The sequence below is a fragment of the Bariatricus massiliensis genome, assembly GCF_900086725.1.
Classification (GTDB): domain Bacteria; phylum Bacillota; class Clostridia; order Lachnospirales; family Lachnospiraceae; genus Allocoprococcus; species Allocoprococcus massiliensis.
Window position 1 is genome coordinate 343,241 of the sequence record NZ_LT574838.1, and the last position, 13,597, is coordinate 356,837.

13 protein-coding genes are annotated in these 13,597 nt (G+C 45.0%); 7 read left to right on the forward strand and 6 right to left on the reverse strand.

Features of this window, described 5'->3' with window-relative positions; all coding sequences use genetic code 11:
• Positions 1 to 75: 75 nt before the first annotated feature.
• From BN6465_RS13270 to BN6465_RS13290, 5 genes are all read left to right on the forward strand, one after another.
• Positions 76 to 1,242 (forward strand): prephenate dehydrogenase/arogenate dehydrogenase family protein, encoded by a 1,167-nt coding sequence (locus BN6465_RS13270; protein ID WP_154670260.1) that lies wholly within the window; start codon positions 76 to 78, stop codon positions 1,240 to 1,242.
• Positions 1,243 to 1,271: 29 nt separating this feature from the next.
• On the forward strand, positions 1,272 to 2,579 hold the full coding sequence (gene aroA / locus BN6465_RS13275) for a 3-phosphoshikimate 1-carboxyvinyltransferase (RefSeq protein WP_066736061.1): 1,308 nt from the start codon (positions 1,272 to 1,274) through the stop codon (positions 2,577 to 2,579).
• A complete protein-coding gene (locus BN6465_RS13280) occupies positions 2,569 to 3,174 on the forward strand; it encodes a helix-turn-helix domain-containing protein (RefSeq protein WP_066736062.1) in 606 nt (201 codons plus the stop codon). The genes aroA and BN6465_RS13280 overlap by 11 nt, the downstream gene beginning before the upstream one ends.
• A 111-nt stretch (positions 3,175 to 3,285) precedes the next feature.
• Positions 3,286 to 3,996 (forward strand): ABC transporter ATP-binding protein, encoded by a 711-nt coding sequence (locus BN6465_RS13285; RefSeq protein ID WP_066736063.1) that lies wholly within the window; start codon positions 3,286 to 3,288, stop codon positions 3,994 to 3,996.
• A 659-nt stretch (positions 3,997 to 4,655) separates the two neighbouring features.
• The gene (locus BN6465_RS13290) at positions 4,656 to 5,291 is read left to right on the forward strand and encodes a hypothetical protein (RefSeq protein WP_207645257.1); all 636 of its coding nucleotides are present in this window, start codon (positions 4,656 to 4,658) and stop codon (positions 5,289 to 5,291) included.
• Between the two features lie 89 nt (positions 5,292 to 5,380).
• Here the strand turns inward: BN6465_RS13290 and BN6465_RS13295 are convergent, their stop codons facing one another.
• The 4 genes from BN6465_RS13295 to BN6465_RS13310 all read right to left on the reverse strand — a co-directional run bounded on the left by BN6465_RS13295 (position 5,381) and on the right by BN6465_RS13310 (position 9,099).
• On the reverse strand, positions 5,381 to 5,761 hold the full coding sequence (locus BN6465_RS13295; RefSeq protein ID WP_066736065.1) for a hypothetical protein: 381 nt from the start codon (positions 5,759 to 5,761) through the stop codon (positions 5,381 to 5,383).
• Positions 5,762 to 5,893: 132 nt separating this feature from the next.
• Entirely contained in the window at positions 5,894 to 7,054 is a 1,161-nt protein-coding gene (locus BN6465_RS13300; protein WP_066736066.1) for an ABC transporter permease, read from the reverse strand.
• Entirely contained in the window at positions 7,041 to 8,159 is a 1,119-nt protein-coding gene (locus BN6465_RS13305) for an ABC transporter permease (RefSeq protein ID WP_066736067.1), read from the reverse strand. The genes BN6465_RS13300 and BN6465_RS13305 overlap by 14 nt, the downstream gene beginning before the upstream one ends.
• A gap of 10 nt (positions 8,160 to 8,169) precedes the next feature.
• Complete coding sequence (locus BN6465_RS13310; RefSeq protein WP_066736069.1) at positions 8,170 to 9,099, reverse strand: ABC transporter ATP-binding protein; 930 nt, start codon at positions 9,097 to 9,099, stop codon at positions 8,170 to 8,172.
• A gap of 176 nt (positions 9,100 to 9,275) precedes the next feature.
• Between BN6465_RS13310 and BN6465_RS13315 the strand changes: the two genes are divergently transcribed.
• The gene (locus BN6465_RS13315; RefSeq protein WP_066736071.1) at positions 9,276 to 10,355 is read left to right on the forward strand and encodes a sensor histidine kinase; all 1,080 of its coding nucleotides are present in this window, start codon (positions 9,276 to 9,278) and stop codon (positions 10,353 to 10,355) included.
• 22 nt (positions 10,356 to 10,377) lie between these two features.
• Complete coding sequence (locus tag BN6465_RS13320) at positions 10,378 to 10,998, forward strand: response regulator transcription factor (protein ID WP_066736073.1); 621 nt, start codon at positions 10,378 to 10,380, stop codon at positions 10,996 to 10,998.
• Positions 10,999 to 11,076: 78 nt separating this feature from the next.
• Here the strand turns inward: BN6465_RS13320 and BN6465_RS13325 are convergent, their stop codons facing one another.
• Entirely contained in the window at positions 11,077 to 12,273 is a 1,197-nt protein-coding gene (locus tag BN6465_RS13325) for a glycine C-acetyltransferase (protein ID WP_066736075.1), read from the reverse strand.
• Between the two features lie 122 nt (positions 12,274 to 12,395).
• A complete protein-coding gene (gene tdh / locus BN6465_RS13330) occupies positions 12,396 to 13,448 on the reverse strand; it encodes an L-threonine 3-dehydrogenase (protein ID WP_066736077.1) in 1,053 nt (350 codons plus the stop codon).
• Between the last annotated feature and the right edge of the window lie 149 nt (positions 13,449 to 13,597).

Consider the following 13,597-nt stretch of genomic DNA (forward strand, 5'->3'; position numbering starts at 1 on the left):
GATGTATCATTGACAGAAACTGTATTTTCCTATAAAATGATGTCAGGGTCCTAAGGTTATCCAATGCATGCTTGCATGCGGTTGGATAACCTTGGGACCCAATATCATAAAATAAAATATGAAAACACGAAAGGACATGAAATCATGAAACAGACAAAAATCGGATTTATCGGACTAGGACTTATCGGAGGCTCTATCGCAAAGGCAATCCGCCGGTATTATCCTGATTATGAGATTGTTGCTTTCGATAAGAATAAAGAGACACTTGCACTTGCCACCCAAGAGTCTATCATCAATGTGGCCTGCACTTCCATCGATGACAATTTCAAACAGTGCCGTTTTATTTTTCTCTGCGCCCCTGTGGCTTTCAACACGGCATACCTAAAGCAGATGAAACCCTATCTGCACGATGATTTGATTCTCACCGATGTAGGAAGTGTCAAGACCCCCATACATGAAGAAATCATCCGGCTGGGACTGGAAAAATATTTTATAGGCGGCCATCCGATGGCCGGCTCAGAGAAGACCGGATTCGCGAACTCTAAGCCGCTCTTGATTGAAAATGCCTATTATATCCTGACCCCCTCCGCTTTGATTCCCAAGGAAAAAATAGATGCCTACTCCGATTTTGCGGCGTCTTTAAAGGCAATCCCCGTTATTCTGGACTATAAGAAGCACGACTATGTGACCGGTACTATCAGTCATCTGCCCCACATTATCGCCGCCACTCTTGTGAACTTTGTGCGGGATGCCGATACAAAAGAGGAGCTGATGAAGAATCTCGCGGCAGGCGGCTTCAAGGACATCACAAGAATCGCCTCCTCCTCCCCCACCATGTGGCAGCACATCTGCGTGCAGAACAAAGCAAATATCTCACGCATTCTTCGGGATTACATCCAGATGCTGACCGATGCCGGCAATTTGTTGGAACAGGAAGACGCACAGGGGCTTTACGATATGTTCGACCATTCCCGCAGCTACCGGAATTCTATGCCCGACGGCTCTGCCGGCCCAATCAAAAAGGCATTCGCCATCTATTGTGATATTCCTGACGAGGCCGGTGTCATTGCCACTATCGCCACCATTCTGGCCTCCAACGCTATCAGTATGAAAAATATTGGTATCGTACACAACCGGGAATTTGAAGAAGGTGTGCTCCGCATCGAATTCTACGACGGGGATTCCTGTGACAAAGCGTCTGAACTGCTTCAGCGCCACCGTTACATTGTATATGAACGTTAATTACTACAGAAATGAGAGGTTAGCAATCTATGGAAATCAAAACATCTACAGGACTTTGCGGGGAAGTAGACATCCCCGGCGACAAATCCATCTCACACCGTTCCGTCATGTTCGGCGCGCTGGCAAAGGGGACTACGGAAATTACACATTTTCTGCAAGGTGCAGACTGTCTGTCCACCATCAGCTGTTTCCGTGAGATGGGCATTGAGATAGAAAACACGGCCGATAAAATACTGGTTCATGGCAAGGGGCTTCACGGTCTGTCCGCTCCCCGCCGAACACTGAATGTGGGCAACAGCGGAACTACCACCAGATTAATTTCCGGCATCTTGGCCGGGCAGGGCTTCGAATCCCTTCTCTCCGGTGATGACTCCTTGAATTCCAGACCGATGAATCGCATCATCCGTCCTTTAAAAGAAATGGGAGCTGAGATAGAAAGTATTGACGGCAGCGGCTGTGCTCCGCTGCGTATCCGCCCCGGGGTCCTGCACAGCATCGATTATACGTCCACAGTCGCCTCGGCTCAGGTGAAATCGGCTATTTTACTGGCAGGCCTCTATGCCTCCGGGACTACCAGTGTGACGGAACCCGTACTATCCCGGAATCACACGGAACTGATGCTGAATAGTTTTGGCGCGGATGTAGCGGCCGTCATCCACAAAGACGGCAGTGCCACTGCTTCCGTCCGCCCCTGCGAAGAGTTATTTGCCCAGAAAATCAAAGTTCCCGGGGATATTTCATCCGCCGCGTATTTTATCGCTGCCGGACTGATCGTCCCTCATTCCGAACTTCTAATCAAAAATGTAGGCATCAACCCCACCCGGGCCGGTCTCCTCGATGTGGTGAAAGCCATGGGCGCCGATATCACTTATCTGAATGTCAACAGCGACAGCGGGGAACCCACGGCTGATCTGCTCGTAAGAAGCAGCTCCCTCAAGGCTGTCACCGTCGAGGGCGCTGCGATTCCCACACTGATCGACGAGATTCCCATGATTGCCGTATTAGCCGCATTCGCCGACGGGACAACCGTCATCCGGGACGCCGCAGAGCTGAAAGTCAAGGAGACAGACCGTATCAAGACTACCACAGAAGCCCTCCTCAACATGGGAGCGGACGTGACTCCTACGGAGGACGGTATGATTATCCGGGGCGGCAATCCTATACACGGCGGCCAGATCGACAGCTTTCTTGACCACCGGATTGCCATGGCATTTGCCGTCGCGGGGCTGGCCGCCGACGGACTGACCACCATCAAAGACAGCCAATGCGTCGATGTATCCTACCCCGGATTCTTCGAGACATTGCAGCGATTGCAAGGGAAAGCCAATGAAAATTAAAGAAGTGGAAAAACGAACTGGCATTACAAGCCACAATATCCGTTTTTATGAAAAAGAGGGACTACTAAATCCGTCCCGCAATCTTTCGAACGGATATAGAGAATATACAGAAGCAGACATTCAGCGGATAAACTATATCAAATTATTAAGAATGTTGGACATTTCCATAAAGGATATTAAAGTGTGTCTGGAGAAGGATGAAAAGCTCTCCGATATTTTGACAAAACATCTGGAAGACTTAAAGAAAGAAGAAACTAGAATTCAGCAAAATTTAATCTTATGTCAGGAATTCGTGGATAAGGGAATTGATGATTTGCCCGATGACATGATCGAGCAAATAATCTGTGACAAGGAAGCTTATATAAATAGTTTGGAAGAAATTAAAAAGCAAGATAAAATCCAGCGTATCTTTTTTGTATCCAAGCAGCTTTCCTGCATTATTGGCTTTACGCTCGTGCTCATCTTAAGTGTGCAGTTCTATATTACGATATGTCTCACATACATGAATCGGGCCTTACAGATTTTTATATTATTGCTCGCGGTATTTTTGCTTGGATGCATCGCCAAAATGATATATATGAATGAGACGGGTTGATATCAGACCCGTCTTTTTTAATTTCCTCTATGTTTTTCTTGACCTTAACCTTTGTCTAAGGTGTATGTTGAAGCCAAAGAAAGCTATAGATACAAACAGGAGGAAGCCATTATGTATTTAGAATTAAAAAATGTGAGCTTTTCATATGGGGATGCACCTGTCCTGACTAATATTTCTTGTGGTATCTGCCGGGGCGAAATTACAGGGCTTGTGGGAGCCAACGGCGCCGGAAAGACGACCACCATTTACAACATCGTCAAAAAGGTACAGCCACAGAAAGGTGAGATAACCATAGACGGAGAAAATATTCGTTCTTTGACCGGAAACAGATTTCCCGTCACCTATGTCCCCGAATCCCCTTTATATTATGAGGAGCTTACCGTTATCGAACATTTACACTTTGTCAAGGCGCTGTACCCAAAAAGTGAAGCAAGTATTGAAGCATTAGTAGAAAAACTAAATCTGCGGGAGCATTTGCATAAAGTTCCGGGAATGCTGTCCAAAGGGACATTACAAAAACTGATGATAGCCATTTCACTGTTGAGGCAATATGAAATATTGATTGCCGATGAGCCTTTTAACGGCCTTGACCCAAAGCAGATCAGTATTTTCAAGGGTATTTTAAATGAAATCCGCCAACAAAATAAAGCCATTCTAATCTCAACACATTTATTGGACATGGCAGAGAACATATGTGACAAATACATTTTTTTGCACGGCGGGAAAGTGCTTGCAGCAGGGACAAAAGAGGAATTAATTAAAAAATATGGCCTGTCCGGAAATTCAAGCTTGGAAACTATATATTTGTCTTTGATTCAGTAAGGAGGTATGGTATGTACGTTTATAAAATGCTGTTGCAAAATCGCATTCGGGAATATCGCCGCCTGTTCTGTAACATGTTGTTTCCACTGCTCGCCCTCTTTGTCGTAATAGGAGTGGCTGCTTATCAGACGGTTGTTCTCTTTCTCCCTGTTCTGAAAGAATTAGAACAAGTCAATCTGAAAGGGTTGTTTTTTCTATATTTCTTCCTATTACTTTATTCCTTTTACTCCTGCTTTATAAAAATAAAACCTTTTCTCATTTTGAAGCCGGTCACATTATATTTATTTGAGGAGAAGAAAATCAAGAAACTGTTAGGGCTTAAAATGCTGGGGAAAATATTTAAGCATATCCTAATATCCCTCTGCCTTTCTGTCAGTGTAACTGGTTTTCATTTTAATAAGGAATTTTTTGTAATTCAGCTGTTTATATTCTGTTTACTGGAAAATACTGCTTTATTAAGCTGGCAGATTTATCACCGCAAAGGTAAAATCAGGCACGCGGCAAAAATGATTTGGCTTATCCTCTGGGTGCTTCCTTTCTTATCGTACTTGTCTCACTACGTGGTAATGCTAATGTTCCTATTATGGCTCATTTTGCTGATAGATTCCCTCTTTGTACTGAATCTGAACAGGCCCAAATATGAAGCGCAAATGATGTTTATGGAGAAAATATTGGCCGCGCAGAACCATAATAATACTTTTTTATTAAGTCAATATGCAGAGGAGAAAAAACTATTTTCGCTTTCCCAGCAAAACAGGACCTTGAACCAAAAGTTTATTTCTAAATATCCTTTCATATGGAAGTCTAAAACTTCAATCTTTCGTTTGGAAAAAAGTAAAATAATAATAGGAATTGTGATATTTGTGGGTACTTTTTTCGTTTATAAAAACCCTGTGTTTTGGTCTCTCCCGTTTTTGGAGCAGTCCGGGGTGCGATACTCTCTACTCATCTTTGGTATGCTGGCCGTATTTCAACTGACCATTCAAAGCATGCTGCATCAGCTGGACAGCATTTCAGAAAAAGCGAATGAAGGCCTGTTCTTACCCTTTTCTGATAAAGAGATAATTGCGCAGTTTACCATAATTCCTGTCGCGGTCATGCTGTTCCTATTGTGCGTCATTGCCATTATTTTGAAATCCAGCTTCATCCAGTTCTGTTTGGGAGCCGGAATCTTGAGTGGTTTAACAATCGTTTTATTTTACCTGCAATTAAAACACAAAAATCTATTAACAAAATACTATTTTCTAATAACAATCGCGATACTTGCAGTCTCGCTTTTCATGTCTTATAAGTAGCACATGTTTAAGTGGGCAATACAAGAGAGAGGCAGCTTACGCATCCGCGTAAACTGCCTCTGTAAAACTGCTGTACATTTCACTGTCTATTATACTTTTTCCAACACTGGCTGCAGAATCTCCCGGAAGCTGAATGTATTTTCTCTAGCGGCATATTCCGGTCCGTTGTGAGGCTTGTGGACATAGTTCAATGTCTTCCTGCCCTTCATCACCCAGACATTCAGGTTGCCCATAAACCGGTAATCATCTTCTTCCTCCGTGTATCCGCCGTCCACCAAGGGTACCGAACACATGCGCACCTTTGCTCTATTGTCAAAGTTAATAAGGATCTTGATGCCCTTAGGAATCTCGACGCCTTCGATACTGGTAACTTCGAACAACTGTGTGAACTGATGCATTCCTGCCGGCTCCATCTCAAAATTCTCTACAAATATATCCCGAAGTATCTCTGACTGTCTCCGTTTTTCCATGACCGCTCCTCCTTTATCTGCTTATTTTTTATATGTCTATTTTACCACAAATTGTCTTCTCCCACCATAGACTCTGCGTGAATGAAGTTATTTCATGTTTTAAAATAAAGGACGGCCATTTTTTATTGATACCTATTCTTTTTCCTGTCTCTGGGCTTTGCTTATCGCCAATGCCACGAACAGGCAGGCCAGCGCGAATGCAAGCTGAATCGCATATCCCTTCCAGATGGTCTGTAACATGTCCTCGCTCAGTTCATGGAACTGTCCTAACATATCATTGAGCAATTCATACCAGTACACCGGAAAGAACTGTGACACCCTCTTCACATTGTTCCCCAGTAAGTCCAGCGGAGCGAACGCACCGCACAGAGAGCACATGCCTAACGCGACTGTATTTACTACGCTGGTGAGGACCGTTTCTTTTTTTACTAGAACACCGATCAAAAAAGACATTGCCAAAGCCGAGAGAGTTATAATCAGGGTGTTTCCCAAAAAATACCATTTATTTGGACTTAAGACAAATCTATTTCCGTACAGTATCAATACAAGCAAAATCGTGATTCCCCATATTCCCACACTGGTTATACACAGGGCCAGTACCCCTTCCATATTCTGCCTGCTCAGTGAAACCGCAGAACAGGCCATCCTCTGCCGTATCCTTTTGCTGCGGAAGCGCATCATTATCCGGGCCACTGTCAGCCCCAGAATCGCGATGATGATATAAGGGTAGAACCTCAGAAATTCTGCGAAAGGCTCTCTTTGTCCTGCGTTTCCATTTTGGTCGAGCAACTTTATTTCCCCCGTAATCTTCGTCTGCTCCGAAGCGCGCTCTACCGCCTCTTCTACTGAATATCCACTTTGATAATATACATTCACCCCGTTCAGATAATTATTTATCTGCGCGTCAATATATTGTGAGGATTCGCTCTGTGGAAGTTTGCTCGTCTGAAGTTTTGCGCCGTCATTTAAGAATTTTTCCTGATATCCTTGCGGAATGATAACAACATATTCCACATATCTATAATACAGCGCGTCTTGTATATCTTTCTTTTCATCTCCGATAGATACTATATTGTGGATTTCCGCCAGATAGTCATACAGTCCATCGGCCAGCCTGCTGTCATCTTCCTTAATTACGGCGATATTCACGGCTGCCGTCTCATATGAATCCTCAGTTTTTTTGGAATTCGCTGTCTGCGTCAATACTGCGATGCCCAGAAAAATACCAAGATACATGAGGACCATATGAAAGTTTCTTTTTACAAGTGTCATATATCCCTTAAAGACTGTCATATCGTTCCCTCCTAACCATCAGGAAACTAGCGCTGACCAAAAGAACGCTCATTCCTGCCAGTGTTGCCAGACAGCGGGTAAGTTTTTCAGAATCATCGAACACATTGAGACAATAAAATGCGTCGGAAATGATGGCCGCCGGATTGATTCTGTTAATGATTGGCACATACAATTCAATATATGTGCGGATATCCGGCGTCATCAGCCCTCCCAGAAAGCATAAACCCATGCAGATGCCGATGAGTACACCGATTTTAGCTGCTTCGCTCCATTTTCCGCTGGCTCCCACCACTATGCCAAGGCTGTTTCCAATAAGGCTTCCGAACATACAGATTAAAATCATTCCGCCCATCTGATTGCCAAAATCCAGACGCAGCACATATTTCATAAAGCAAAGTACCAGCATAACATTGGCTAACTGTATCAGATAGGTGACAAGAAAGTTTGCACAAATCCTCTTCATCTTCCCGGTAGGAGTGACGCACTGCCGCGCTCCGAGCGGGCTTAAATTAGCCCGTGTCTCCATCATCGTCTGAATCGCCGGAAAGCAGCCGTACAGACAGGTCATCCCAATTAGTGCAAAGAAAAAGCTCAAGCTTGTGTCCAGTGTCTTGCCCCCCACCGCTACTTCTTCCGTCATCTCGGAATACGCTTGGATAGTCTGGACTGCCTGCGGCAGACGTTCGGGGTGCTCATTCGCTATCGTTGTCAGCATCGCTTCATTTTTCACATAGGAGTCCAGAAGGGTCTCAAGGATACTTGGCAGTATTCCATTTGTCGATACAGATAAGCTCCTGTCATCGTAGAAGATTCCTTCTATGCGGCCTTCGTTTAACGCTGTGAGCGCTTCTTCTTCCGACATGGGCTCCAGTTTCAGAAGCTGCCCGTCAAAAGAATCTAAATATTTAGAGAACACTTTATTTTCTTCCTCTGTGCCCGTCTCAACGAGCGCTGCAGGTATTTCTTTGAAAGTGTCTTCAAAACTGCTTTTACCGATGGAAAAGTAAAAGAATACACTCATGATGATGGGAAAGGCCAAGGCCCAGAACATGGTCGTCTTGTCTCTCAGTGTCTGGAGCAGACGGTATTTTATTAAATGCATCATATCATCACCCCTAATCTCTCAATTCCTTTCCTGTGATTTCCAGAAATACGTCGTTCAGTGTGGGCAGTTCTGAAAATACCCTTCCAAAACCGATTTCCTCTTTCTGGAGATAATCGAGCACCCGCACAAGGTTATGTTTTGCGCCTTCACAGCGGACAATCAGTCTGGAGTCCGCGTAGTCCGCCTGAAATACGTGCGGCAGACAGTTAATCGCTTCTATCTGCTCCTCTGTCAGCGCGATGCTGTCTATCGTCACAGTCTCTCCAGTCTTAATCATGCTCTTCAATTCCTCTGTCGTTCCCGTCGCCAGCGCCCTTCCGCGGTCGATAATCATAATGCGGTCACAGATTTGTTCCACTTCTTCCATATAGTGTGAGGTATAGATTACTGTTGTACCCTGCCGGTTCAGCTCTATAATTCCTTCCAGAATCTTATTTCTGCTCTGCGGATCCACCGCTACTGTAGGTTCATCCATAATTAACAGCTTCGGTTTGTGCGCAATGCCGCAGGCGATATTCAGCCTTCTGAGCAGCCCCCCTGAAAGCTGCTTGGGCTTCATTTTCTTGAAATTCTCAAGTTCTACAAACCGCAGTGCCTCTTCCACCAATTCTTTCCGCCGTGTCCGGTCTGCCACATAGAGTCCGCAGAAATAATCCACATTTTCCTGAACCGTCATCTGTTCGAACACCGCCACATCCTGCATGACCACACCGATTTTTTGTTTTAAATCATATGCGTCAGGAGTCATTTCCCTGCCCTCAATATAAATGCTGCCTTTATCAAATTTCAATAGTGCCAGCAGGCAGTTTATGGCCGTTGTTTTCCCGGAGCCGTTGGGCCCAAGCAGACCAAAGATTTCTCCCTGCTGCACTTCCAGATTCAAGTGGTCCAATGCCACTAGATTCCCATACCGTTTTACTAAATTTTCTATCTTAACCATATCTTTCCCTCCATTGCCTTTGTTGTTTACAGTATAATCAAAAAAGGGAGAACTTTGTAGTGCCCTTCGTCAGTACCTCATGTGACAAATGTCACGATTTAAAAAAGTTGTTCATTCTCCTCTTTTTTCTCCGCTGAATATCACGTATAATAGACCAAGAAAGGAGGCGGACCAGCATGAAACATTTGATAAATAAATTGATTTTAATTGTATACTGTTTCTTGGGTATCTTCTTTCTTAACATCAATACGGAGTATGTGCTGGCATTTCTGTGCGCAGCCGCAGCCGCATCTTCCTCCTGCTTTTTTGTAAATAAGAAATATATAACGGCCATGACGGTGCTCTATGCCATAGCAGGATTATTTTTTGTCCCCTGCCTCAGTTTTTTCCCGCTGCTTTGCTACGATTTGTTCTACCGCAAGATGTATCTGCCGTCCACGTTGATGGCCGCCGTCCTTGTCGCCCGTTTTCGCTGGCTGCCTTTCCCTGTTCTCCTGTTGATTCTTTTCGGAGGCGCTCTTTCATGGTATCTGCAGCTTCGGATTACGGAATATGAGGTATTGGACAATGTATATAAAAAGACTCGGGACGATTCTACTGAGTTGAACCTTCTCTTAAAGGAAAAAAATAAGAGTCTGCTGGAAAAGCAGGATTATGAAATCTATACCGCCACTTTGCGTGAACGTAACCGAATCGCCAGAGAGATTCATGATAATGTGGGCCATATGCTGTCCCGTTCCATACTTATGCTGGGCGCCCTAAAGACGGTGAACCGGCAGGATAATCTGTCTGAGCCACTGGCCAATCTGGAAAACACACTCACGCAGGCGATGGACAGTGTCCGTGTAAGTGTTCATGACTTACATGATGACTCTATTAATTTGCAGGAGGTCATGGAAAATCTTGTGGGGGAGTTCCACGGCTGCCCCATCACTCTCACCTATGATATGGGCCATCACGTTCCCCGGGAAATCAAATATAGTTTCATCACGATTGTCAAGGAAGCGCTTGTCAACATCAGTAAGCATAGTAACGCGACCAAAGTGAAAATCACCCTGCGGGAGCACCCGGGGCTGTGGCAGCTTTCGATTGAGGACAACGGCTCCGTACAAGGGGGAATCGCTTCCTCCGGAATGGGGCTTGAAAATATGCGGGAACGTATCGGGGCGCTGAACGGGCGGATAGACATCCGAAAAGACTCTGGCTTTCATATCTTTGCCACGGTGCCCAAGGAAACGAATCAAAAATCAGTTTAATCAGATTAGGAAAGGATAACCTATGAATGTGATAATTATAGACGACGACTGTCTTGTGTCGGGAGCGCTCAAGACAATACTGGAATCCGATAAAGATATCTCCGTGCCCGCCGTCGGCAATGACGGTCACGAGGCGGTCGACCTGTACCGGAAGTGGCTGCCGGACGTGCTGCTCATGGATATCCGCATGAGGGAAATGAATGGGCTTACGGCCGCGCAGACGATATTGGAGGAATTTCCTGCCGCGAAGATTTTGCTGCTGACCACCTTCTCCGACGATGAATATATTGTAAAATCTCTGCGCATCGGAGCTAAGGGGTATCTGCTAAAGCAGGATTATGGGAGCATTATCCCCGCGATCAAGGCCGTCCACTCCGGTCAGACCGTCTTCGGGGGCGAGATCATGGCTAAGATTCCGGGGCTTCTTAATAAAAATGAGGCTTTTGACTATGCTGCCTTCGATATCAGTGAGCGGGAATTTTCTATTGTCAAGCTGGTCGCAGAAGGGCTGAGCAACCGGGAGATTGCGGAAACACTGTATTTGAGCGAGGGGACGATACGGAATTATTTGAGTACTATATTGGAAAAATTAGATTTGCGTGACAGGACGCAGCTGGCTGTGTTTTATTATCAGCATTGTTGACAAAATGCCCGGTTCACTACACTGTTGTAGTTGAACCGGGCATTTTCTATTTGTTATAAGATTTGTTTCTTACTTAATTTATTTACCAATCTCGTCTCTTGTCTCTTTGAAGCATTTCACGATGAAATCGATGTCTTCTTTTGTATGGCTTGCGCAAACCTGTGTACGGATTCTTGCTCTTCCCTTCGGTACTACCGGGTAAGAGAACGCAACAACATAAACACCCTTTTCCATCATCTTCTTAGCATACTCTCCTGCAAGTCTCTCATCGTAGAGCATAACCGGAACGCAAGGATGTGTTCCCGGGATGATATCGAATCCGTTGTCTACCAGCTGCTGACGGTAGTAAGCTGTCACTTCTTCCAGATGGTCACGAAGCTCTGTGCTTTCCTCCAGCATATTGAACATTTCAATACTTGCACCTGCGATTGCCGGAGCAAGAGAGTTGGAGAATAAGTACGGACGGCTTCTCTGACGAAGGAGGTCGATGATTTCCTTACGTCCTGATGTATATCCGCCGGAAGCTCCGCCGAGTGCCTTGCCGAGTGTACCTGTGATGATATCCACACGTCCCTCAACACCACAATGCTCTGCTGTTCCACGTCCATGAGCGCCGACAAAGCCTACTGCGTGGCTGTCGTCCACCATAACAAGTGCATTATATTTATCTGCCAAGTCACAGACACCCTTCAAATTACAGATGATTCCGTCCATGGAGAACACACCGTCTGTCGCAATCAGTTTCACTCTTGCGCCGGCTTCGTCAGCCGCTTTCAGCTGAGCCTCCAAATCTTCCATGTTGTTGTTTTTGTAACGGAAACGTTTTGCTTTGCAGAGACGTACACCGTCGATAATAGAAGCATGGTTCAATTCATCACTGATAACAGCGTCATCCGCTGTAAGGATTGTCTCGAACAGACCGCCATTTGCATCAAAGCAAGAAGAATACAAGATAGTATCATCCGTTCCAAGGAAATCAGAAATCTTCTTCTCCAGTTTTTTATGAATATCCTGTGTTCCACAGATAAAACGTACAGAAGCTACTCCATATCCCTTCTCATCATAAGTCTTCTTAGCAGCTTCAATCAGACGCGGGTTATCGCCCAGTCCAAGATAATTGTTCGCACACATACAGAGAAGCTCTCTTCCGTCCTCCATAATAACTTTAGCTCCCTGAGGAGACACGAACGGCGCTTCCCCCTTAAAAAGACCTGCTTCCTTAATATCTTCTACTTCTTTTGTATAAATACTTAAAATATCATCCTTACGTGCCATGATAAAAACTCCTTCCTAAATTAACTGATAATTTTGAGAATTGTAGACGGGGACGGGTCCCGATGCGTTGGGGACTGTCCCCAACGTCAAGGACCTGTCCCCAACGTATCTTCCAACGTATCTTAGTCGTTTATGTGTGACCAGTCTAAAATTACTTTTCCGGACTGTCCGGAAATCATCGCGTCGAATCCCTTCTGGAAATCTTTCACATCGAAGCGATGTGTGATAATCTGGGAAATATCAAGTCCAGCCTGAAGCATGGTTGACATCTTGTACCAAGTATCCCAAACTTTTCTTCCGTAGATACCGCGGATATTGAGTCCGTTGAAAATAACTGTTTCAAGGTCAACAACTGCGTCTGTTCTCTGAAGTCCCAAAAGGGCAATCTTACCGCCGTGCTTCATGTTGTGAATCATATCGGAAAGTCCCGGCTGGCTTCCTGACATCTCAAGTCCGATATCAAAACCTTCTGTCATACCAATTTGTTTCATTACGTCAGTCAGCTTTTCTTCCTTTAAGTTCACAGTCCTTGTAGCGCCCAGCTTTTCTGCAAGCTCAAGACGGTAAGGATTCAAATCTGTAACCACTACGTGTCTTGCTCCCGCAAATTTTGCAATGGCAGCAGCCATAATTCCAATCGGGCCTGCCCCTGTAATCAGAACGTCTTCCCCAAGCATGTCATAGGAGAGCGCCGTATGAGTCGCATTTCCGAACGGATCAAAAATTGCGTACATTTCTTCGGAAATTGCAGGATTACACGGCCATACGTTGGAAGACGGAATGACAAGATACTCTGCAAACGCTCCGTTTCTGTTGACACCTACACCTTTGGCGTCCTTACAGTTTTCCTTGTGTCCTTCCAGACAGTTACGACATTTGCCGCAGGTAATATGGCCTTCGCCGGATACCAAATCCCCAATTTTGAATCCTTCGACGCCAGCTCCTACCTCTACGACTTCCCCAACATATTCGTGACCTGCTGTAAGTCCCACCGGAATTGTGTGTTGTGCCCAGTCATTCCATTGATAAATGTGTACGTCTGTACCACAGATAGCAGTTTTATGAATCTTAATTTTTACATCATTTGGTCCGACTTCCGGAATCGGCACACGTTTCATCCATAATCCTTCTTCTGGTTTTTCTTTTACCAATGCCCACATCATATTATCGCTCATCTTCGTACCTCCATATGACAGTTGATTTCATCAGTTATCTGACTATATTAATCATAACTCACTTTGCCATTTTTTTCAATCATTTTTTCCGTCTCACGCGAACATTTTACACGAGCGTGTTTTTGTGTCACATACAAATACAGATGTCT

Bases quoted from the DNA above. Each gene is read 5' to 3' on its own strand.
- BN6465_RS13285 (WP_066736063.1), top strand. From the start codon at position 3,286: ATGTATTTAGAATTAAAAAATGTGAGCTTTTCATATGGGGATGCACCT.
- aroA (WP_066736061.1), top strand. From the start codon at position 1,272: ATGGAAATCAAAACATCTACAGGACTTTGCGGGGAAGTAGACATCCCC.
- BN6465_RS13315 (WP_066736071.1), top strand. From the start codon at position 9,276: ATGAAACATTTGATAAATAAATTGATTTTAATTGTATACTGTTTCTTG.
- BN6465_RS13290 (WP_207645257.1), top strand. From the start codon at position 4,656: ATGGAGAAAATATTGGCCGCGCAGAACCATAATAATACTTTTTTATTA.
- BN6465_RS13280 (WP_066736062.1), top strand. From the start codon at position 2,569: ATGAAAATTAAAGAAGTGGAAAAACGAACTGGCATTACAAGCCACAAT.
- BN6465_RS13295 (WP_066736065.1), bottom strand. From the start codon at position 5,761: ATGGAAAAACGGAGACAGTCAGAGATACTTCGGGATATATTTGTAGAG.
- BN6465_RS13320 (WP_066736073.1), top strand. From the start codon at position 10,378: ATGAATGTGATAATTATAGACGACGACTGTCTTGTGTCGGGAGCGCTC.
- tdh (WP_066736077.1), bottom strand. From the start codon at position 13,448: ATGAGCGATAATATGATGTGGGCATTGGTAAAAGAAAAACCAGAAGAA.
- BN6465_RS13305 (WP_066736067.1), bottom strand. From the start codon at position 8,159: ATGATGCATTTAATAAAATACCGTCTGCTCCAGACACTGAGAGACAAG.
- BN6465_RS13325 (WP_066736075.1), bottom strand. From the start codon at position 12,273: ATGGCACGTAAGGATGATATTTTAAGTATTTATACAAAAGAAGTAGAA.
- BN6465_RS13300 (WP_066736066.1), bottom strand. From the start codon at position 7,054: ATGACAGTCTTTAAGGGATATATGACACTTGTAAAAAGAAACTTTCAT.
- BN6465_RS13270 (WP_154670260.1), top strand. From the start codon at position 76: ATGCGGTTGGATAACCTTGGGACCCAATATCATAAAATAAAATATGAA.
- BN6465_RS13310 (WP_066736069.1), bottom strand. From the start codon at position 9,099: ATGGTTAAGATAGAAAATTTAGTAAAACGGTATGGGAATCTAGTGGCA.